The organism is Allocellulophaga tsushimaensis, assembly GCF_055383085.1.
In genome coordinates this window covers 2,532,247-2,553,948 of record NZ_AP039451.1, presented here as the reverse complement: position 1 = coordinate 2,553,948, position 21,702 = coordinate 2,532,247, and the positions used below count along the sequence as shown (strand labels likewise).

23 protein-coding genes are annotated in these 21,702 nt (G+C 31.0%); 13 read left to right on the top strand and 10 right to left on the bottom strand.

All coding sequences use genetic code 11. The features are described 5' to 3' along the window. Positions 1-31: 31 nt before the first annotated feature. The 4 genes from ACZ451_RS10990 to ACZ451_RS10975 are packed head-to-tail and all read left to right on the top strand — an operon-like array spanning position 32 to position 2,374. On the top strand, positions 32-643 hold the full coding sequence (locus ACZ451_RS10990; protein ID WP_464212348.1) for an LUD domain-containing protein: 612 nt from the start codon (positions 32-34) through the stop codon (positions 641-643). Between the two features lies 1 nt (position 644). Beyond that, a complete protein-coding gene (locus ACZ451_RS10985) occupies positions 645-1,460 on the top strand; it encodes a phosphatidate cytidylyltransferase (protein WP_464212346.1) in 816 nt (271 codons plus the stop codon). After that, positions 1,450-2,118, top strand: coding sequence for a phosphatidylserine decarboxylase family protein (locus tag ACZ451_RS10980; RefSeq protein ID WP_464212344.1), 669 nt, complete (start codon positions 1,450-1,452; stop codon positions 2,116-2,118). The genes ACZ451_RS10985 and ACZ451_RS10980 overlap by 11 nt, the downstream gene beginning before the upstream one ends. Further along, positions 2,108-2,374 carry an acyl-CoA-binding protein gene (locus tag ACZ451_RS10975; protein WP_464212342.1) on the top strand — a complete coding sequence of 89 codons (267 nt, stop codon included), beginning with the start codon at positions 2,108-2,110 and terminating at the stop codon, positions 2,372-2,374. Before ACZ451_RS10980 ends, ACZ451_RS10975 begins: the two co-directional genes overlap by 11 nt. 3 nt (positions 2,375-2,377) lie before the next feature. On the opposite strand, the gene ACZ451_RS10970 is transcribed toward ACZ451_RS10975, so the two are convergent. From ACZ451_RS10970 to ACZ451_RS10950, 5 genes are all read right to left on the bottom strand, one after another. Beyond that, entirely contained in the window at positions 2,378-3,937 is a 1,560-nt protein-coding gene (locus ACZ451_RS10970) for an SDR family NAD(P)-dependent oxidoreductase (RefSeq protein ID WP_464212340.1), read from the bottom strand. Positions 3,938-4,016: 79 nt separating this feature from the next. Next, entirely contained in the window at positions 4,017-4,289 is a 273-nt protein-coding gene (locus ACZ451_RS10965) for a hypothetical protein (RefSeq protein ID WP_464212338.1), read from the bottom strand. A 70-nt stretch (positions 4,290-4,359) separates the two neighbouring features. Continuing rightward, positions 4,360-4,953 (bottom strand): DUF1684 domain-containing protein, encoded by a 594-nt coding sequence (locus tag ACZ451_RS10960; RefSeq protein WP_464212336.1) that lies wholly within the window; start codon positions 4,951-4,953, stop codon positions 4,360-4,362. A gap of 15 nt (positions 4,954-4,968) precedes the next feature. Further along, positions 4,969-5,649 carry a TIGR02117 family protein gene (locus ACZ451_RS10955; protein ID WP_464212334.1) on the bottom strand — a complete coding sequence of 227 codons (681 nt, stop codon included), beginning with the start codon at positions 5,647-5,649 and terminating at the stop codon, positions 4,969-4,971. 114 nt (positions 5,650-5,763) lie between these two features. Beyond that, positions 5,764-7,701 (bottom strand): spondin domain-containing protein, encoded by a 1,938-nt coding sequence (locus ACZ451_RS10950; RefSeq protein WP_464212332.1) that lies wholly within the window; start codon positions 7,699-7,701, stop codon positions 5,764-5,766. Between the two features lie 404 nt (positions 7,702-8,105). On the opposite strand from ACZ451_RS10950, the gene ACZ451_RS10945 reads away from it, so the two are divergent. Beyond that, positions 8,106-9,311 (top strand): LytTR family transcriptional regulator DNA-binding domain-containing protein, encoded by a 1,206-nt coding sequence (locus tag ACZ451_RS10945; protein WP_464212330.1) that lies wholly within the window; start codon positions 8,106-8,108, stop codon positions 9,309-9,311. Positions 9,312-9,634: 323 nt separating this feature from the next. On the opposite strand, the gene ACZ451_RS10940 is transcribed toward ACZ451_RS10945, so the two are convergent. The 5 genes from ACZ451_RS10940 to ACZ451_RS10920 form a co-directional block, all read right to left on the bottom strand. Continuing rightward, positions 9,635-10,549 carry a DUF5777 family beta-barrel protein gene (locus tag ACZ451_RS10940; RefSeq protein WP_464212328.1) on the bottom strand — a complete coding sequence of 305 codons (915 nt, stop codon included), beginning with the start codon at positions 10,547-10,549 and terminating at the stop codon, positions 9,635-9,637. Continuing rightward, entirely contained in the window at positions 10,536-11,087 is a 552-nt protein-coding gene (locus ACZ451_RS10935; RefSeq protein WP_464212326.1) for a YceI family protein, read from the bottom strand. The genes ACZ451_RS10940 and ACZ451_RS10935 overlap by 14 nt, the downstream gene beginning before the upstream one ends. Before the next feature lie 6 nt (positions 11,088-11,093). Beyond that, the gene (locus ACZ451_RS10930) at positions 11,094-11,519 is read right to left on the bottom strand and encodes an OB-fold protein (RefSeq protein WP_464212324.1); all 426 of its coding nucleotides are present in this window, start codon (positions 11,517-11,519) and stop codon (positions 11,094-11,096) included. A gap of 424 nt (positions 11,520-11,943) precedes the next feature. Next, positions 11,944-12,555, bottom strand: coding sequence for a fumarylacetoacetate hydrolase family protein (locus ACZ451_RS10925; protein WP_464212322.1), 612 nt, complete (start codon positions 12,553-12,555; stop codon positions 11,944-11,946). Positions 12,556-12,571: 16 nt separating this feature from the next. Beyond that, a complete protein-coding gene (locus ACZ451_RS10920) occupies positions 12,572-15,265 on the bottom strand; it encodes a valine--tRNA ligase (protein ID WP_464212320.1) in 2,694 nt (897 codons plus the stop codon). Positions 15,266-15,469: 204 nt separating this feature from the next. Here ACZ451_RS10920 and ACZ451_RS10915 point away from each other — a divergent pair, with 204 nt between their 5' ends. The 8 genes from ACZ451_RS10915 (at position 15,470) to lipA (ending at position 21,657) form a co-directional block, all read left to right on the top strand. After that, positions 15,470-15,862, top strand: coding sequence for a DUF1573 domain-containing protein (locus ACZ451_RS10915; protein WP_464212318.1), 393 nt, complete (start codon positions 15,470-15,472; stop codon positions 15,860-15,862). 150 nt (positions 15,863-16,012) lie between these two features. Beyond that, the gene (locus tag ACZ451_RS10910; protein WP_464212316.1) at positions 16,013-17,239 is read left to right on the top strand and encodes a pyridoxal phosphate-dependent aminotransferase; all 1,227 of its coding nucleotides are present in this window, start codon (positions 16,013-16,015) and stop codon (positions 17,237-17,239) included. After that, positions 17,202-18,218, top strand: coding sequence for a UDP-N-acetylmuramate dehydrogenase (murB, locus tag ACZ451_RS10905; RefSeq protein ID WP_464212314.1), 1,017 nt, complete (start codon positions 17,202-17,204; stop codon positions 18,216-18,218). Before ACZ451_RS10910 ends, murB begins: the two co-directional genes overlap by 38 nt. 210 nt (positions 18,219-18,428) lie before the next feature. Then, positions 18,429-18,995, top strand: a complete 567-nt coding sequence (locus ACZ451_RS10900; RefSeq protein WP_464212312.1) for an RNA polymerase sigma factor — start codon at positions 18,429-18,431, stop codon at positions 18,993-18,995. Positions 18,996-18,999: 4 nt separating this feature from the next. Beyond that, positions 19,000-19,758, top strand: coding sequence for an anti-sigma factor domain-containing protein (locus ACZ451_RS10895; protein WP_464212310.1), 759 nt, complete (start codon positions 19,000-19,002; stop codon positions 19,756-19,758). Positions 19,759-19,824: 66 nt separating this feature from the next. Then, the gene (locus tag ACZ451_RS10890; protein ID WP_464212308.1) at positions 19,825-20,031 is read left to right on the top strand and encodes a membrane or secreted protein; all 207 of its coding nucleotides are present in this window, start codon (positions 19,825-19,827) and stop codon (positions 20,029-20,031) included. Between the two features lie 38 nt (positions 20,032-20,069). Then, a complete protein-coding gene (locus ACZ451_RS10885; RefSeq protein WP_464212306.1) occupies positions 20,070-20,630 on the top strand; it encodes an RNA polymerase sigma factor in 561 nt (186 codons plus the stop codon). A gap of 151 nt (positions 20,631-20,781) precedes the next feature. Then, a complete protein-coding gene (lipA, locus tag ACZ451_RS10880) occupies positions 20,782-21,657 on the top strand; it encodes a lipoyl synthase (protein ID WP_464212304.1) in 876 nt (291 codons plus the stop codon). The last annotated feature ends 45 nt before the right edge of the window (positions 21,658-21,702 follow it).

Below are 21,702 nucleotides of genomic sequence, written 5' to 3'. Positions count from 1 at the left end.
ATTCTTGAGTTAATATATTGGAAAGTATTAAATGGGCTTATTTAATAAACTTTTTAGAGGCGGTAAAAAGAAGGTTTCCAAAGAAACTGCGGAGACAAGGGGCGTACATATGCCTGACCTCAACATTCCAATAGATGAAAAATTTACTATATATTTTAAAAAAAATGGCGGTAAATTTATTTATTGTGATGGCTTTTCTGAAGTATTAGATGCTCTAAAAAGTATAATACAAGAAAATAACTGGAAAAACAAACCCTTTTATTCATTGGACGAAAGGTTGAATGACAAATTTAAAAAGCAAAAATTAATTTTTACAAACAACGCAAGGCAAAGTGAGATTTTCTTTACTACCTGCGAATATCTTATAGCTCAAAATGGATCTATATTAATTAGTTCTAACCAACTTAAAGATAAAAAATTAAACGAACTCCCTGATAATTTTATCGTTTACGCTACAACAAGTCAATTAGTAGGATCTATAGGAGAAGGATTAAAACAAATAAAAAAAGCTTACAAAAATCAAATACCGGGAAATATTACTACCATTAAACACTTCCAGTCTAAAACAGAAACCGAAGAAGATTTCTTATCTTATGGGAGTAGTTCTAAAAATTTATACCTTTTATTACTAGAGGACTTATAGTATGAAAGAGCTTTTAAGGAGAATTATCACTGGAATTGTATATGTAATACTATTACTTTCAGCTGTTTTTTTAGATTCTGATGCATTTGATTTTTTATTCATGACTTTTGGTCTTGCCTGCATATATGAATATAAGAGATTAGTAAAATTAAAAGGCTATTATATATTTATTGCTTATTTGGCGTTATGGTGGGTTTTTATTTACCTACTAATAGGGCCGTCTTTTAATAAAATAGTAGTTAGTATACTTGCAATGGCAACTATTCTAGTGAATACGATTCTTTTATTTTATTTGTATTCAAAAAAGGAAAAAAACTTTTCTACCACTCAAAAATTTTTAATTGGATTATTTTATATTGGAGGTGGCTGTATTTTTTTAACTATGATCCCTTATCAGAATAATAATTTTGCCCAGTTTTTAATTATGGGGATTTTCATTTTTATTTGGGTAAATGATTCTTTTGCGTATCTGGTTGGTAAGTCTTTAGGAAAAACAAAGCTTTTTCCTTCAGTATCACCAAAAAAAACTTGGGAAGGAACTATAGGAGGTGGTATTTTTGCATTAATAGCAGCGTATATTATATCAAACTTTGATACAGGTATTAATTTAATGCAATGGCTTATTTTAGCACTTGTAATAGTAATAACCGGTAATTTTGGTGATTTAATAGAATCTAAATTTAAAAGAGTTGCTGGTATAAAAGATAGTGGTGCAATTTTGCCAGGGCATGGTGGGATGTTAGATCGATTAGATAGTTTAATTTTTGCAGCTCCATTTGCATATTTAACCATAAATATTTTTAATTATGTTTCATAAAGAAGGTCAAAAAATAATACTAATTACTTTTTTCTTAGTTTGTTCTTCCATCTTATTGGCCAATTTCTATATTGAAATACCATGGTTAAAAATGAGTATTCAAATAGTTGCCTTAGTAATTCTAATTCTAATTCTTCAGTTCTTTAGGAATCCAAAAAGAGTAGCTATTAAGACTTTTGATGATATACTTGCTCCAGTTGATGGTAAAGTGGTTGTTATAGAAGAAGTAGAAGAGCCGGAATATTTTAAAGGAAAACGGAAGCAAGTTTCTATATTTATGTCTCCTATTAACGTACATGTAACAAGATATCCTGCAAGTGGTTCTGTTGTATTTTCTAAATACCATCCTGGTAAATATTTAGTAGCTTGGCATCCAAAAGCTAGCGAAGAAAATGAGCGTACTACTGTAGTTATTAAAACACCAAAATTTGGTGAAATTCTATACCGTCAAATAGCAGGAGCTTTAGCAAGACGTATTGTTAATTATGCAGAAAAGGGAGACAGTGTGCAACAAGGAGAAGATGCTGGTTTTATAAAATTTGGATCAAGGGTAGATTTGTTCTTACCTTTAGATTGCGCAATTACCGTAAAACTAAATCAAAAAGTGATCGGTGCCAAAACCTGTATCGCTAGTATTCTCGAAAATAATGAAGAATAAAAAAGCATATACAAACTTTTTAAAAGCTGTAGATTTTTTAAATAACTACACAGATCCAATACCTGCAGATTTACTTTTAAAATTATATGCCTATTATAAAATAGCAAATAAAAATTTTGAAAACCCAGGCAGCAAAACTCCTCTTATAAACGCATTTAAAGCCAATGCTTTAATACAAGCAAAAAATATAAGTAGAGAAGAAGCCATGAAAGCTTATACAAAATTAGTCCGAAAAGAATTTCATTTTGAACCCTAATCATCACCAATCTATAGGCATGTAATCTTTTAGGAATTTACCACACCAGTGTTTTCCAGTATTTATACCATCTATTAAGGGATCTAAAACTCTCGCAGCACCATCAACAATATCTAATGGTGGTTGAAAATCATGAATTTCTTGTTTCTTTTTTGATAATGCAATAGGGTCTTCATCTGTAACCCAACCCGTATCTACAGCATTCATATAAATACCATCTTTTGCAAAATCTAATGCAGATGTATGTGTCATCATATTTAAAGCAGCTTTGGCCATATTTGTATGTGGATGTCTATCTTCTTTAAAAAACCTATGGAACTTACCTTCCATTGCAGAAACATTAATAATATGTTTTTGCCCTGTATTTTCTTTTCGCATCAATTTAGATAGCCTATTACATAAAACAAAAGGAGCTACTGCATTTACTAATTGCACTTCAATCATTTCTGGAGTTTCAATCTCCCCCAATTTTAAACGCCAACTATTTGTTTTTCGTAAATCTATCTGTTGTAAATCAGCATCCAATTCGCCTTCTGGAAAAACTTCTTTTGGAGCTAATGAACTATCAAAGCTATACGGGATTTGAGAAAGTTTGGCTGAAGCACGTATTCCAATGCCAGGTTCTGGAGTATGCCATGCGACTGGCAGTGTATTATTTTCCTGACCAGATGTATTTTGCACTAAACCCTTTAATTCATCTAAACAATACAAATGATCTTCTAAAACTTGTTTTACTTTCTTAGGCAAAGCCGTTACCGCCATTTGCTCATTTGGCATTAAATGCTGGTAAAATCCTGCAGGTCTTCTAACCGTTTGCGCTGCATTATTAATCAATACATCTAGTCTACTATATTGCTGTTCAATAAAATTGCAGAAAATTTCTACACTAGGGATATGTCTTAAATCTAAGCCATGTATTTTTAATCGATCTGCCCATTGATCAAAATCTTCTTCTTTAGAAAAACGAAGTGCCGAATCTACTGGGAAGCGCGTAGTTGCAACTACTGTGGCACCAGCACGTAATAATTGCAAAGTAATATGGTATCCTATTTTTAATCGGGAACCTGTTACTATTACTACCTGCTTTGATAAATCTGCAGTTTGAAAACGCTTTGCGTAATTAAAATCAGCACATTCATTACACATCGTATCATAAAAATGATGCAGTTTAGTATACATTTTTTTACATACGTAACAATTTCTAGGCGATTCCAATTCTGGTATATCTTCAGTGGGAACTGCTAGTAATTTTGGAGCTACAAATATAGATGCCTCCCTTGCGATTCGTATACCCGTAATTTTACGAGCATGCTTCTCACGTTCGTTCTTTTTACGTTTAATAGCTTTTTCAGCATTTTTCTTCCTCTTCCTAAATTCTATTTTGTTTGGTCTGGAAAGTTTCCCTGCGGCTCTAAGTAATGCAATCCGTTTTTCTTCAGGAAGCTCAAATAACTGATGACCGTTGGCAGCTAGAGCATTTAAAATAATAATACATTTATCAATATCATCAGTATTAACTTTATTTATTTCTTTGGGATCTGAAGAAGTAGCATCTGTATTCACTTAAGTAGATTTGGCAATTTATATAATGCACAAATATAACTTTTATAAAATTCAGGAATAGAAGAAATAATTAGATAAACTAATTGCGACCAAAAAATACTATCAATTTAATGACAAAAATAATAATAGCAATAACTCCCCAAATAGTTCCTGAACTTGATTCTTCTTGCACTTCAGGAGTGTAAGCTTTAGCAGCTTGTTTTGCAACCACTTTAGGATCTACAACATAGTCTTTACAATTACCATTAAAGTCAGGTTTCCTCAGTGAAAGACCACATACAATACCTGTATTATTGTCAAATTTTTTGTTAGTACATTTTTTACAAAACTCTAAACGTTGCATTAAATCCATAATAAGGTTAATTTAAGATTGGTATAACAAAACGCAATTTATTTGCAAATAGTATACTCTAACATCAATCTTAATAGAACTTATTTGGCTTTTTAACTCCTGCTTTTATAGCTATTTCTAAATTATTTTCTTTTGGCGGAATAGGGCATGAATACCCTTTTGTATAAGCGCAATATGGATTATAAGCTTTATTAAAATCTAAAATAATAGTATTCCCTTCTGGAATCTCAACATCTAAATACCTACCACCAGCATAGGTCTCATATCCATTAGTTGCATCTGTAAAAGGTAAAAACAAATGATTTTTAAATTCTTCAGAATCTCTTAAACTATGACTCTGATAAACATTTAGTTTTAATTGTGTTCCATTGATTACAAAAGTAACTTCACCGTACTTTTCATATGTTTTGGAAATATTATTGCTAGTTTGCATAGCAAAAGGTATTGGATTTATTGTTTTATAAAAAGTTGCTGTAGCAGTATAAGAACTATCAATCACAAAAAAATCATGGCCTTTAAAAAGTTTTGCTTTTTCTCTTAAGGGAGACTTTTCCGGATCTTTATAATCTTTTGTTAGTTGTTCTTGAAATTCTTTTGCTGTTTGACTTATAAGTATGGTGGTTCCAAATAAGAAGTAAAAAAATAATAGAGCGGTTTTTTTCATTATTTTAATGCGTTGTTAATTATTATATTTATCAAAAATAGGCGTATCAAAAACTGTCCACAAACATGCTTTTTGCCCACAGGCTTTTAGCGAGTTATTTGCCCATGTATTACAGGTATAAAAAATACTATAGCTACCATTTGCTTCATAAAAAGCATCTGTAAGTCCATAATTAGCATTGGTTTGTATCGGTAAAAAACCTCCATTTTCATCTTTCTGAAAACTAGTATTTATATATGTAATTAAGCTTTTGTATTGTTCTGTACTAATTTTAATTTTCTTACAATTTTCGTTTTCTTCTATTGTATTATAATAGGTAGTATGGATTGCAGTAGTACTTAAGCCAGTACTTGCTTTGAAGGCCACAGAAAATTTTAAATCTGCCCAAGTTGGCGTTTCTAAATAAAAACCTTTATCTCCCCAACCCATGGCTAGATACTTATAGTTTTTTTGTGAAGACTTAATATTGGTATATAAAATTTTTGTACTCCAATCGATTTCTTTGGTTTGCACTGGCATTACAATATCTGTATGCACGCCATTGGTAAGAATATAGATTGTTACTTCTTCTTTAGTATCAATATCTTTTTCTATAGTAATTTTTGCTAATAAATACCCTATAATTAGATATAGAAGTATAAAGCTAAAAAGATATAGGATGATTCTTTTTAGAATAGCAAAGCTTTTTTTAATCATTTTTGTTTTTCTATTATTAAATATAGCTATAAATAGCCATAAAATAAAAACGCCTTAACTATAGCTATAGTTAAGGCGTTTTATCAAACAAACAAAAACAACATCAATCTATTTTTATTGAGGAGTAACTTCTACTCTAACTACATTATATCCTCCTCTTGGATCTCCAATATAAACAACTCCAGCAGGGTTATTGTATGCTCCTTTACCAAATTGAGCATCTGTTAAGAAAGTACCATTGCTTGGCCCTACTCTTCTAACAATATTGTTAGGATCATCATCTCCTGTATCTGCAATACCACCTTGTCTTGGGGCTTGGTTTACACCAAATCCAGTGATCTCATCTGCTTCTGTACCTGAATCGTATAAGTAAGATTTCTCACTTGCACCAAAACCAGAAACTGGAGCACCATTCTCATCAAATAATGGGAAACCTGCATTGTTATATGCAATAAACCAGTCATTAGTATCTACAAACATTGTAGCAAAACCTAATTTAAAACCTTGATCTTCTGGAACTTCTAAAGTAAAAGTTAAACTTTCTCCAGGACCTATATTAGCAGTTTGATCACTAGCTGCAACTGGAATACCAATACTTGTTAAGTACTCTAAAGCTACTGCATTATTACCGTCTTCAGCTATTTGTTTAAGACCATTCATTGGGTTATTAACTTCACCTTGTAAAACAAAAGGATCTCTTTCGCCATTAAAAGCATATGCTACACCTGGTGAAAATACTGTACGTGTAGAAGATAAACGTAAGAATCCACTACCACCTTCTTCTGTAAAGAAATTAAATAATTCACCTGGCATACCATCTTCTGCGATAGCTTCAAGACCTTCGCCTCTATCTTCTTCTCCTAATGTAAATAAAGGGTTTGGTAATTCATGTAATACTACTATACCTGGTGTAGCTACAAAACCATTATCAGAACTTGGTCCTAACATAGGATCTGGAAGCATTGCCGCTACTGGTCTAATAGTAAATGTAAAAGTACCAGCAGAAAGACCATCTGTAGAAGCAGCATATTCTAATTCTGCAGTAATATAAGTAGCTCCATTTCTACCTTGTCTATCAACAATTCTTGTTAATGTATTAGCATCTGCGTCTCCTACATTAGCACCAGCTGGTGGGAAAGCTTCAGGAATATTATCTGCTTCAGTACCTAAATCAAATAAGATTAATTCACCTGCAATATCACCTGTTCTTGGCGCACCATTTTCCCAAAGTGAAATTCCTGCAAAATCAGAAGGAGCTAAAAACCAATCATTACTATTACCCATCATTGTTACTGGAGTAAATTTAGTACCAGGCACTGCTTGGAATTGAATTTGATATTGGAAATCTGCATTATTTAAAGGACCAGGACCTTCAGAGGTACCAGAAACAACATTTGTTCTCTCAGCAAATGTGTGTACATTATAGTAATTAGCTGCGTTTGTAATCGTTACATTAAATGTTGTAAGTCTAGCAACTGCATCATTAGCCTCTCCAAAAGATGGAACAGTTTCTTCTGCCCAATCTGTAGAAGCATCACCTTCACCATCATATTCTAAACTTGAAGATTGTCCAACAACAGCAGGAACAAAATCTCCAGCAGTCCAAATACCAGCTTCAACTGCTACATTTTCACGAGCTGTTCCACCATCTCCCCATTGTACAAAATCAATCATTGCATCAGCACTTGTAAAAGCATCTGAAGAATATAAACCTAAACCTTCTGAGTTGTCCATAACAAAAGTAGGCTCTACTACTAAAAACGTTCCAGGCTCTAACATAATATTACCACTAACTGGAGTAACAGCTCCTAATCTAGTATATTCCCCAGGACCTAAGCATATCCAGTATGGATCTAAATCTACAGCAACTTCTCCATTATTATATAATTCCACTAAATTTCTGTTTCCGTATTGTACTTCATTTAATACAACTGAACGAACTGGCTCTACAGGAGGTTCAACAGGATCTGGAGTTACTACGATATCTTTTTCACAAGATGTGGCTACTAACATTGCTGCTAAAGTTGCAGCGTAAATCAAACTTTTTTTCATGATTATTATTTTACTTAATTATTTAATTTCAATTGTTTTTCAATTATGGTACAAATGAAAGAACTAAATGATCATATTATATGATGAAATTGAGTGAAAGGGAATATTTAAACTTAAAAATGAATAATCTATATATTTTTTAATGCAGGATTAGTGCTATTAAACTTAACCAGTTATGCATTTAGGATTATTAATAGTTCTGAAATGTGAGTTTGAGTGCTTATGAGGTACCAAAAAGCGTATCGAGAACTCTTTTGCAACTAAAATTCTGATTCTCGATACAATTTTTCTTGATTTCATTTCTAAAAATTACTTGAATTGACAAAATTTTGTTCTTAATGCATAACTGGTTAAATTTATTATATAGCGTATCTTAGCATATTATTTTAATAAATTCTATATAAATGAGAAAAGACAGGTTATATTTCTTTACATTTTTAGCCATTACAATCATATTTGTATTTATTGCATTAATAGCTGCTAATTTTTTTGTTAAAGAAAGTGTTATTCAGTTATTAGACACACAATTAGAATCTATAAAAAGAGAAGGCAAGGAAGTAAATAATTTAATAGCGTATCAATTCAAAAATGGTTTAGAAAAAGATGCTATCATTATTAATATACAAGAAAGTATAAAAAATGAAAATTTAGAAACTGGATATATCAGTATTTTTAACTGGTCTGGTGTTACTATTTGTCACCCTGACTTAGTTAAAAGAGATCAAAAAATAATATCCGACGAATCTTTTATTTCTAGTACTGGGGCAGAAATGACCGCAGAAAAGTTTTATACCCTTTTAAGTAACAAAGAAAAAGATGGAGAAATTCTTGATCTAGGTAGAGGAAAAGAAACTACCGATGTAATTGTTTACCAATCACCAATAGCAAATTCTGATTGGATTGTTGGGTCGCATATAAACCTTTCTAAAATTTCTAATCAAATCGAAAAAATACGCTCAAGATTTTATGTAATACTAACAATAATGGGATTTATTGTAATCTTAGCTTCTGTTATAATGGTTAGAATTATAGGAAGTCTTTATGAAAGAAATTTAGAGAATGAAAATAAAAATTTAGAAAGTGAATTGGTAAATTTAGCTAAACTTAATACAGCTTTGGGTGAATATAAACAAAAAGTAAACGAAAAAACACCCAAAGAAGAAGAAGAAGAAGAACAGGAACAGCAGGAAGAAGCCACCAAGAAGGATGAGGAATCTAAAGAAAAGGCTAAAAAAGATTCTACCGAAAAAGAGGCGAAAAATACTGAAAAAGGAAAAAAACGTATCCTCACTTATTTACGAAATGAAATTTTAACAGTACGGACCAAAGACATTGCCTATATATACACTGAAAATTCTATAACTTATGTTATAGATATAAAAGGAAAAAGATCTACATGCAATAATAGTTTGGATGAATTATACTCTGGCTTTGATAGCAGCTATTTTTACAGAGCTAATAGGCAATTTATTATTGCTATTGTAGCCATTGATAAAATTATTCGGTATGGAAACAATCAATTAAAAATTGTAGTAGAACCAAAATCTGAAGTAGATATTATCATTGGTAAAAACAAAGCTGCTGAATTTAAACAATGGTTAAATCTATAAGCCTCAAATACAAATATTTTTAAATTTAAGTTAGATTGCGTAAAGTAATTTGGTTTTTTAATAGAAAATTCTACAATTTTTTTTCTAGAATGAACTATCAGCGATAAAATACTTTTTAAAGCTGTACTATTAAAAATAAACTATCTCAAAAAAATAGATATGTATTGTTTTATTAAACTCAGGAAATACCTAGGAATATTTGAATTTCATTAATCATATAATAATGTAATATCATCTAAACTTTTAGTAAATCATTAAAATTAAAAAGGTCTACAAATATTGTATTTGTAGACCTTTTGACATTTAAAGAACATTTTAAAAATTTATTTTTTCTTATTTTTTTTCTTAGTGTGCAAAATATATGTTGCGTTTACACCTAGATGTAAACCTCCATCATTAAAATTAAAATTATTTGGTGTGTATAAAATATTAGATACTTCATCGAAGCTTTTTGCATTAGTTAATGAAAATTGCATTATAATATCACCTATTTCCCAGTTTGCGCCAAAAACAAATACATTATAACCTTGTGGGCCAGAATTACGTGCTCCTAAATAATGAAATTCAGAAATTAATGATACATGATTACTTGTTTTATATCTACCACCAACTGTAAGTCCAAAGAAATCCGTTGTAGTAAAATTTAATCTTTCAGAACTAGTACGTATATATGTAGGGGCAACTTGTAATGAAAGTTTGCTGTTAAATTTACGTGCAAATATTATTTTACTTGCAAAATTAAATCGGTCAGAAAAATTTTGTGGCAAAACAACGCCACTAAAACTACGTGTTAAAATAGATGCACTTTGTAAAAGTGTTATTCCTATACCCGGACCACCATTATCTCTTTGTCTTAAAAGTCTATATTTACCATAAGAATTAAGAATACCATCAAAAGAAGTGGCTCCGATACCAAAAGTAAAAGTATCCGAAAAAGCATAATTGGCTCCTAATTGCCCAGAAAATCGATCTGCCACAAAACTTGTTCTATTAACTCCTACAGGCAACGGAATATTCCAATATCTAGTTCCGAGAACAAACTCAAAAGTTCCTTTTTTCCTTGTTTCTACAGACTGCTCAAGTCCTAATGTTGTTGTTTTAAAAGTAGCGCGTGTATATTGTGGTTCGCTATTGTATTGTTCATCCAACAAATCAAATATATCTGGCTCTTGGCCATTCACACAATTGGCACTTAAAAAAAGAGCAAATAACAATAATGCAAAACTATTTTTCTTCATTAGGGTCATATTCAAATCTAAAATTAATTTTAATTGTTTTAGAGATATTAGGAGCTAATAATTTTGGTACTTTTATATTGTAATCATCTATATTAACTTCAAAATCTCCAGAAAAAACGTATTTACTATCAATTTCTTGAATTTTAGTTTTAACTTCTACTTCTTTCTCTACCCCATGGAAATTCATTTTCCCTTTTGCTATTTTAACTTGAGTAGTTTCTGTAATATCTTCTAATCCTTGCACTTCTCCTAAAAAAGTAAGTCTTGGATATAAATCAGATTCCACATAACTTTCGTTAAAGTGCTCTTGCATTAAGGCTTTTTTAAATTCAAAAGCCGTCATTAACATCCCCACTTGTATTTTATGAGTGGATAAATTTAATTTACTACGTACAACTCTATTAGTTGCTTCAATATTTTCTACGGATGTATATGAGAAAAATGAAACTAGACCTTGGCGAGTAATAATTTCGTTACTAGATTGAGAAAACCCTACTTGGGCTACTAAAACAAAAATTAGTATACTTAATTTCTTCATTTTTTATTAGTTGATAACTATGCAATTTAACATTACTACGTCATATAAATACCCTTTACAAATACCCTTTAAACGTACTGTTTGCCCTTTTTTTAAATTACTGACATTATTCATTTTTGAAGTAAGCATATCACAAATTACATATGTTGAATCTGTTTGACCTTCCAAAAATAATGTATACCTATCATTTAAAAAATTAATTTTTTTGATTACTCCTTTTACTTCTATTGTTTTTTCAACAAACTTTAAATTAGATTCCATTTCATTGGAATTAAAAGAATTTAAGAGTTCATGTGGCGTAGCTCTAACATCTACTTTTGCCTTTTCAATATCAATTTTTGGTTTTGCATAATATCCAAAATAAAAATACCCTGTACCACTTATAAGTAATACAATAGTAAATATGATTCCTATTTTGAAAATTTTAATCATTTATACAAGTTGACTTTGTAAATCTTCTCTTTATTAATTTTATCATGGGCATGAAGAAGAATACATTTGGTATTCTTCTCCACTAAACATTTTTTTCATAGCAACTGTTTTCCCACGAATACAATAAACAAATAATATTGTTCATTATTTGATAACAAAGTAAATGCTTTTGTTGCTATAGTACATTAAAAAGGAATGCAAAGGGGAATATTTGTCTTTAAAAGTGAATAAAAATCCTTTCAATCTATTCTTAAAATACAATACAAGCTATTTAAAATCATTTATTTAAGAAAGCTCTAATGCATAATTTAAAAAATTACAACTTATCGTTTATAATTAGTGTTTAAAAAACACCCTGTTATTTTAATAAATAGTCAAAATAATTTTAAGGAATATTCAGTACAAGATAGAACTCTATTAGAAATTACTTTACTTTAGTTTTCAACATTTCTTTATTTTCTATATACCCTACCATAATATCTCCAGAGTTTACCGTATCAACTCCGTGAGCAGGTGTTCCTGTTAATAGAATATCTCCTGGATTTAATGTCATTGTATGAGATACGATTTCTATAAATTGCTCTAATTTAGTAATCATAAGAGATGTATTTCCTTTTTGACGTTCTTCTCCATTTACTTTTAAAGAAAAATTAATAGTATTAATATCTGGAAAGTTAGAAATTGGTAAAAATGCACTTATTGGTGTAGCGCCATCAAATCCTTTTGCCATAGCCCAAGGTCCTTTACCTTCTCTACTTTTACTAAGAACATCTTTAGCTGTTAAATCATTTGCTAAAGCCAAGGCATCCACATAATCTAGGGCTTCATTTGCTTTTATATTTTTACATTTCTTCCCTATTCTGTATGCAATTTCTATTTCGTACCAAACATTATTAGAAAAAGATGGTAATTCTAATATTTCATTATTTTCTAAAAGAGAAGAATCTGGTTTCGTGAAAATAATTGGGTTAACTTCTCCAATCGGCAATTCACTCTTATCATTTACATAATTCTTTCCTATTCCTATAATTTTCATATACTATTATTTGGTTTTACTTTAAACTTAACAAACTTTTTTCTAATGTTTCTATTTTTGCTTCAGCGTCTGCTTGTTTTTTTCGTTCTACATCTATCACTTTGGCAGGTGCATTATTCACAAAACGTTCATTAGACAATTTCTTTTGTACTGAAGTTAAAAAACCTCTAGTATACTTTAATTCTTCTTCTATTTTTTTTACCTCAGCTTCTATATCTATTGCGCCTAGCATAGGAATAAAATACTCGTTAGATTTTACTCTAAAACTCAATGCCCCATCAACAGCCTCTATAACATAATGGATTTCAGAAACATTTGTCAACTTTTTAATAACTACATCCCAATCTACAGCAATATTCTCTTTGTTGATAGAAGAGAGCACTAAGGTTTCTTTCATTGGGATATTCTTTTCTTTACGAATAGTTCTAATCCCAGAAATTACCTCAGCAGCAAATTCAAAATCTTTTATTAACCCATAATCAACTTCACTAGTTTCAGGCCATTTAGCCACTATTAAAGCCTCTTCTGGAGTTCGTTGAGCTACGTGCTGCCATAACTCTTCTGTTAAGAATGGCATAAACGGATGTAGTAACTTTAAATTATCTTCAAAAATTGTTAGTACTTCTTTTAGAGTTTTTTGATCTATAGGTTGTTGATATGCTGGCTTTACAATTTCTAATAACCAAGAACTATAATCGTCCCAAACCAATTTATAAATTGCCATTAGAGCATCAGAAATTCTATATTTACTAAAATGATCTTCTATTTCGGCAAGCGTTTGGCTAAATTTTGCTTTATACCAAGCTATTCCTAATTTAGAAGCCTCTGGTTGTGGTAAATCTGCAGCCTCCCAACCTTTTACTAATCTAAACCCGTTCCATATTTTATTAGCAAATCCTTTTCCTTGTTGGCATAATGCCTCATCAAACATTAAATCATTACCCGCAGCCGAACTTAACAATAAACCAACGCGAACGCCATCTGCACCATATTCTTCAATTAGTTTTAAAGCATCAGGGGAATTCCCCAACTGTTTGCTCATTTTACGGCGTTGCTTGTCTCTCACCAAACCTGTTAAATATACATTCTCAAATGGGGGTTGCTCCCTATATTCATATCCAGAAACAATCATACGAGCTACCCAAAAGAATAAAATATCTGGCCCAGTCACCAAATCATTTGTAGGATAATAATATTTTATTTCTTCATTTTCTGGTTCCAAAATACCATTAAAAACACTCATTGGCCATAACCAAGAAGAAAACCAAGTATCTAAAGCATCTTCATCTTGCTTTAAGTCTGAAGTAGATATAGCGGAATTTCCTGTCTTAATTTTGGCTAGTTTTAATGCTTCTTCTTTACTTTCTGCAACTACAAAATCTTCTGCCCCTTCTCCATAGTAATATGCAGGGATTTGTTGTCCCCACCATAACTGACGTGAAATATTCCAATCGCGAATATTCTCCATCCAATGGCGATAGGTATTTTCAAACTTTTTGGGAAATAGCTTTACATCATCAGAACCTAAAACTGCTTTTATAGCTGGTTTTGCAAGCTCTTCCATCTTTAAAAACCACTGATCTGAAAGTCTAGGTTCTATAACTGCTTTAGTTCTTTCAGAGGTTCCTACCTTATTTAAATGATTTTCAGTTTTCACTAAAAATCCTTTTTCATCTAATTCTTTTGCAATTTTTTTACGAACTACAAATCTATCTTCTCCCTCATAATGCAAACCATGATGGTTAAGGCTTGCGTCTTCATTAAAAATATCAATGACTTCTAAATTGTGTTTTTCTCCCAAAGCCTTATCATTAATATCATGCGCAGGGGTAACTTTTAAACATCCTGTACCAAACTCCAGATCTACATAATCATCTTCTATTATTGGTATTACTCTTCCACAAAGTGGTACAATTGCCTTTTTCCCTTTTAAATGACGATAACGCTCATCTGCAGGATTGATACAAATAGCAGTATCCCCCAAAATTGTCTCTGGCCTAGTTGTAGCTATGGTAATATATTCCTCCTCTAACTCCTCCAAAGGAGGAGAATTCTCACTCATATTTTCTCTCTTTCCTTTGGAAAGGGCTGGGGATAGGATTTTATAATTTAAATAGTACAACAAACCTTGTTTTTCTTCATATACTACTTCTTCATCAGAAAGTGTTGTTTTTGCTTCAGGATCCCAATTCACCATTCTAAAACCGCGGTAAATAAGCCCTTTGTTATACAAATCAACAAAAACTTTAATTACAGAAGCAGACATCTTATCATCTAAAGTAAAGGCGGTACGTTGCCAATCGCATGAACAACCTAGCTTTTTTAACTGTTCTAAAATTACACCTCCGTATTCCTCTGTCCAATCCCATGCATGTTTTAAAAATTCTTCTCTAGTAAGATCAGCTTTTTGAATGCCTTGCTCTTTTAGTTTGGCAACTACTTTTGCTTCTGTTGCTATAGATGCATGATCTGTACCTGGTACCCAACATGCATTTTTACCCATGAGCCTAGCCCTACGTATTAATATATCTTGTATGGTATTATTTAGCATATGCCCCATATGCAATACCCCAGTAACATTAGGCGGTGGTATTACTATAGTATATGACTCTCTATCATCTGGTGTGGAATGGAAATAACCATTCTTCATCCAGTACTCATACCAATACTTTTCTATCTTCTGAGATTCATATTTTGATGCTATTTCCATATATTTTGGTATAGTTTTTGAATTATTAGCAAATGTATCGCTAGTCGTTTACATTTCAAATGTTAAATTAATGTAATTTACAGATGATTTTTACCGACCAGAAATACGAAACAAAAATAAGTAACGTTATCAGATAACAAAAAGGATTTTAAGGTTCTTCTAAAAATAATTAAATTTGAAGCTTAATCCCCAAAACTCAAAATGATGAAAAAATTAGTTTTAGTATTATTCGTAGGATTATTAGGATTTAGTCTTACTGCTCAAGAAAAAGCTGCAAAAATTGAATTTAAAGCAGAAACAATAGATTATGGTCAGATCGATAAAGGAGCTGACGGTGTTCGTGTTTTTGAATTTACAAACACTGGCAATGCCCCATTAATTATAAATGATGCAAAATCTAGTTGTGGATGTACTGTTCCTGAAAAACCAAAAGAGCCTATTTTACCAGGTAAAACAGGAGTTATTAAAGTAAAATATGACACCAACAGAGTTGGAGCAATAAGAAAAGCAATTACGGTACTTTCTAATGCAGATACACCAACTGTAGTTTTAAAAATTAAAGGAGAAGTAAAGGCCGCAACTGTAGTTACACAGTAAAGTCAACTTTATTCTAACATATAAGCCCTGACTTTTTTAAAGTCGGGGTTTTTTTATACTAATAAAAGAGGCGGTGAATCTCGTAAAATTTTAAATTATATTTTACTTAGTTCCTAATCATTCCTCATTTTAGCAAAAATTAAAAAACACATGCCAACAATATCTAATAAAGGTTTAGCAATGCCAGAGTCTCCCATAAGGAAATTAGTTCCTTATGCAGATATTGCCAAACAAAAAGGTATTAATGTAATCCATTTAAACATAGGGCAACCCGATATTAAAACACCACAAGTTGCTCTGGAAGCTGTAAAAAACAATGCTCTAAATGTAATTAGTTATACCAAAACTGAAGGGTCTGATAGGTATAGAAAAAAAATAGCTGCTTATTATGCTAAGCATCATATTAGTGTAAACTATGATGACATTCTGGTAACTACTGGGGCATCAGAAGCTTTATCTTTTGTTATAGGAAGTATTGCTGATAATGGTGATGAAATTATAGTTCCTGAACCTTTTTATGCAAACTACAATAGTTTTGCTTCTGCTTTTGATATAAATATAGTGCCCATTGTGTCAAAAATTGAAAATAATTTTGCTCTTCCTAGTATTTCAGAATTTGAAAAAGTAATTACGCCTAGAACTAAGGCAATTTTAATATGCAACCCAAATAACCCAACTGGTTATTTATATAGTAAAGAAGAAATTAAGCAACTTTCTGAACTTGTAAAAAAACATGATTTATTCTTTTTGGTAGATGAAGTTTACAGGGAATTTGTCTATGATGGTCATGAACATTATTCTGTTTTACAAGAAAGTAATATAGATCAACACGCCATTGTTATAGACTCTGTTTCTAAAAGGTATAGCATGTGTGGTGCTCGTATTGGTTGCATTGTTACTAGAAATAGTATGTTACGCAATACGGTAATGAAATTTATGCAGGCAAGATTGTCTCCGCCTAGCTATGCATTAATAGCTAGTGAAGCGGCTTTAGATACGCCACAACGTTATTTTGATGATGTAATTGCAGAATATGTGTCGCGTAGAGATGTTTTAATAAATGCTATTAATGAAATTGATGGCGTAACTGTTATAAAACCAAAAGGCGCTTTTTATTGTATTGTAGATCTTCCTATAAAAAATTCTGATACATTTGCGCAATGGCTTTTAGAACATTATAGTTTAAACAATGAAACTGTAATGTTAGCTCCTGCTGGTGGTTTCTATGCCACAGCAGGCTTAGGTAAAAGCCAAATACGGATTGCGTATGTATTGGAAAAAGAAATTTTAAAAAAAGCAGTTCATATTTTAAAAGAAGCATTAAAAACGTATGCCCTTCATGAAAATTCAGAAAAATATATCCTTAAAGAAGTATAATACTTTTGGCATAGATGTAAAAGCTAAATTCTTTTATGAAGTTACTACTATAGAAGAACTCGCTAAAATTATTAGTTTACCAGAATATCCTAACAAGTTTCTTATCAGTGGTGGTAGCAACATGTTATTAACTAAAGATATTGATGATTTAGTACTTCATATTAATATTAAGGGAATCGATATTATTTCTGAAACCGAAAACAATGTAACCTTAAAAGTCATGGCTGGTGAAAATTGGCATAATTTGGTATTATGGACTTTAGAACAGGACTACGGCGGTTTAGAAAATATGTCTCTTATTCCTGGAAATACAGGTACAGCTCCTATCCAAAACATTGGGGCTTATGGTAGCGAACTAAAAGATATTTTTGTGTCATGTGAAGCAATGAATATAGGCAACCAAGAGCTTAAGACTTTTAGTAAAGCCGATTGTAATTTTGGTTATCGAGAATCTTATTTTAAAACAGAAGGAAAAGGAAAATACATTATTACTGCTGTAACTTTAAAATTAACTAAGAAAAATCATCAATTAAATACATCATATGGAGCAATTGAAGATGAACTTGCAAAAAAAAATATTTCAACTCCAACCATAAAAAATATTTCAGATGCAGTTATAGCTATAAGACAAAGTAAACTTCCTGATCCAAAAATATTAGGTAATAGTGGTAGTTTCTTTAAAAATCCTATCGTAAATAAAAAAACATTTGATGCTTTTTTAAAAGAAAATCCTAAAGCACCTTTTTATAAAATTTCGGAGAATGCATTTAAAATTCCAGCTGGTTGGTTAATAGAACAAACAGGGTATAAAGGAAAACGATTAGGAGATGCGGGCGTTCATAAAAACCAAGCATTAGTTCTTGTTAATTATGGTAATGCTACTGGCAATGCTATTTTAAATTTAGCCCAAATGATAATAGATACCGTTTTTAAAAAATTTAATATTCATATCATACCAGAAGTTAACATTATAAAATAAATAACCCCAGTAAAGATTTACTGGGGTTATACCAAACCAAACTAACCAAAATAAAGCATGCAATAACCAGTTGCATACTTATACAATATGTATTTTTAAAGTTTAAATTTTCTTAGAATCAATACTTAAAAATAATGTTGCATTATAATTACGTACAAAAAGCATATTTAGATTTTTGTAAGCATTTTTTTTGTTAATATTGTGTAATATATGAGTACATTACTTGAAACACATATTGTTGAGCTTTTACAAGAACGAAATGAAAAAGCCATTTCACTGCTATATGATAATTATGGTGATACACTTTATGGTGTTGCCTATAAAGTCGTTAAAGATGAGATGTTAGCTCAGGATGTTTTACAAGAAAGTTTTGTGAAGATTTGGAAAAAATCTGATTCTTATGATCCTAAAAAAGCAAAGCTTTTCACTTGGCTTTTTAGAATCACTAGAAATACCGCTATTGATAAATTACGAAGTGGTAAAACTAAAACGGACAAAGAAATCCAAATAGATGTTTCTGACGTATATAACTTAGGTATAGATGGAGTTAATCCTGATTTTATAGATGTAAAGAAAAATTTAGGTAAAATAGAACCTAAATATCAAATTGTTTTAGAAGCACTGTTTTTTGAGGGAATGACACAACAAGAGGCAAGTGAAGAACTAGATATACCCTTAGGAACTATAAAATCTAGATTAAAAATAGGTTTACGTGAATTGCGTAAAATTTATATTGAACCAACCATATTACTTATAATACTAATATCTTTTATTTAATATTATGAAAGAAAAAGTTAAAGCATTTTTAGACACAGATTTACTTGAAAAGTATCTGTTAGATAATACAACAGAATTAGAAACGCTAAAAGTTGAGCGTTACATAGCGATGTACCCAGAAGTACATAAAACCTATGTAGAGCTTCAAGAAAATTTAGAAGATTTTGCTAAATCATATGCAATTAAAGCTCCAGACGGTCTAAAAAACAGAATACTTAGCATTATTAAAGCACAAAACAGTACAAAAAGAAAGTTTATCAGCTATGCAATTGCAGCTAGTTTTATAGCGATGTTATTTGCTGCTGCATCCTATTTCTTCTACAATCAAAATCAGAATTTACAAGAAGAAAATGAAATTGTTACCAACCAGATAAAACTTCTAGAAGAAGATATGAAAGAACGTTTGGAAGATGTTAGAAACCAATTTATTGTTTTAAACAATCCAAACACTAAAAAATATACGGTAAGAGGTAATAAAAAAGCAAAAGAGTTAAAAGCTATAGCTTATGTTAACCCTGTAAAAAAATTATCTTATATCAATGTAGAAAAACTACCTTCTTTATCTGATGATGAATGTTTCCAAATGTGGGCAGAAGTTAATGGGAAAATGGTAAATCTGGGTGTTATTAAAGAGCCTAATGATAAGGATAACTTGTTGGCTATGCCATATGCTGAAGATGCTATTGGTTACATTACTATTGAGCCATCAGGAGGTAACCAAACACCTACAGTAGATAATATTGTGGCTAACATTGCATTTTAATAAAATATCCTTAAAGTTAAAATTGGCATTATAATAATTTAGTATCTTTGTAAAAATATTTTTACAATGAAATTAGTATTATTAACCATAGGTTTACTTGGATTAGCATTTGCTGGAATCGCTATTAAAATCTGGTCTAAAAAAGACGGTAAATTTGCTGGTACTTGTGCAAGTCAAAATCCTTTTCTTAATAAAGATGGAGAAGCTTGTGGATTCTGTGGGAAACTTCCATCTGAACAAGATTGCAAAAATGAAATTACCCCAGGGCTATAATAAAACACCTTCTGCTATTTTAATTTTAAAAATTTAGTTTGGATAAAACTAAAATAACACTTGAGACTGCTATTGACAAAGCAAAAGAAGGAAATCAAATTGCATTTAGTTTTTTACTAGACTCTTTTTGGAATGATGTTTATCGCTTTCAATTGTCAAGAACTAACAATGAAAATGATGCTGAGGATATCACCGTGCAAACATTTTCTAAAGCCTTTGACAAAATACGCAGCTATGACCAAGCATATGAATTTAAAACCTGGTTAATTACAATTTCAAAAAATATTCATGTAGATCATATCCGAAAGCAAAAAAAAAATATTTTAAAAAATACGGATAAGAGTGCAGACGAAATAAAAAAAGTACTAGATAATGCCCCTTCAGCTGAAGACCTCTTGATTAAAGAGCAAAATTTAGCCACATTACTTCAACATATAAAAAGTCTAAAACCACATTACCAAGAAGTAATAAACCTTAGGTATTTTAATGAATTAAGTTATGCCGCCATTGCTACTACTTTAAATGAGCCTATAAATAATGTGAAAGTAAAATTACTTAGAGCAAAAAAACTACTTGCTACTGCAATTATCAATAAATAGATTTTCTACCTCCAAGCCTATTACATTATTATTTTCTAATTAAAATTCTTCTCATTTTTTGAGGTTTTATACAAACCATACTTCTAAAATACGAGGATTTAATTGCGAGGTAAGCTAAAATGTTCGTTGTATATTTGTATAAAAATAGGATATGAGTAATAGTTCTTTAGAAAGTGTAGCACCACCAAAAGGTAAACCAAAATGGTTACGTGTTAAACTTCCGACAGGAAAAAAATACACCCAATTACGTGGCCTTGTAGATAAATACAACTTACATACCATCTGTACTTCTGGTAGTTGCCCCAATATGGGAGAATGCTGGGGAGAGGGCACTGCTACATTTATGATATTAGGTAATATTTGTACTAGATCTTGTGGGTTTTGTGGTGTTAAAACGGGCAGACCAGAAGATGTAGATTGGGAAGAACCTGAAAAAGTAGCTCGCTCAATCAAAATAATGGGAATAAAACATGCCGTTATTACTTCTGTAGACAGAGACGATATTAAAGATATGGGATCTATTATTTGGGCCGAGACTGTAAATGCAATCAGGCGGATGAATCCAACAACCACTCTTGAAACTTTAATCCCAGATTTTCAAGGTATAGAAACTCATTTAGATCGTATTATAGGGGTAAATCCAGAAGTAGTTTCGCATAATATGGAAACCGTAAAAAGACTAACCAGAGAAGTTAGAATACAAGCAAAATACGAACGTAGCCTAGAAGTTTTACGGTATTTAAGAGCTAATGGTATCAACAGAACAAAATCTGGAATTATGCTTGGCTTAGGAGAAACAGAGCCAGAAGTAATCCAAACAATGGAAGACCTAAGAAAGGTTAATGTAGATGTTGTTACTATTGGTCAATATTTACAACCAAGTAAAAAACACCTTCCTGTAAAAGAATTTATTACTCCCGACCAATTTAAAAAATATGAAGAAATAGGTTTAAAATTAGGGTTCAGACACGTAGAAAGTGGAGCCTTAGTTAGATCATCCTACAAGGCGCATAAGCATATTAATTAAAATACACATCATAACTATTCTATCATTAAATTTTGATTTAATATC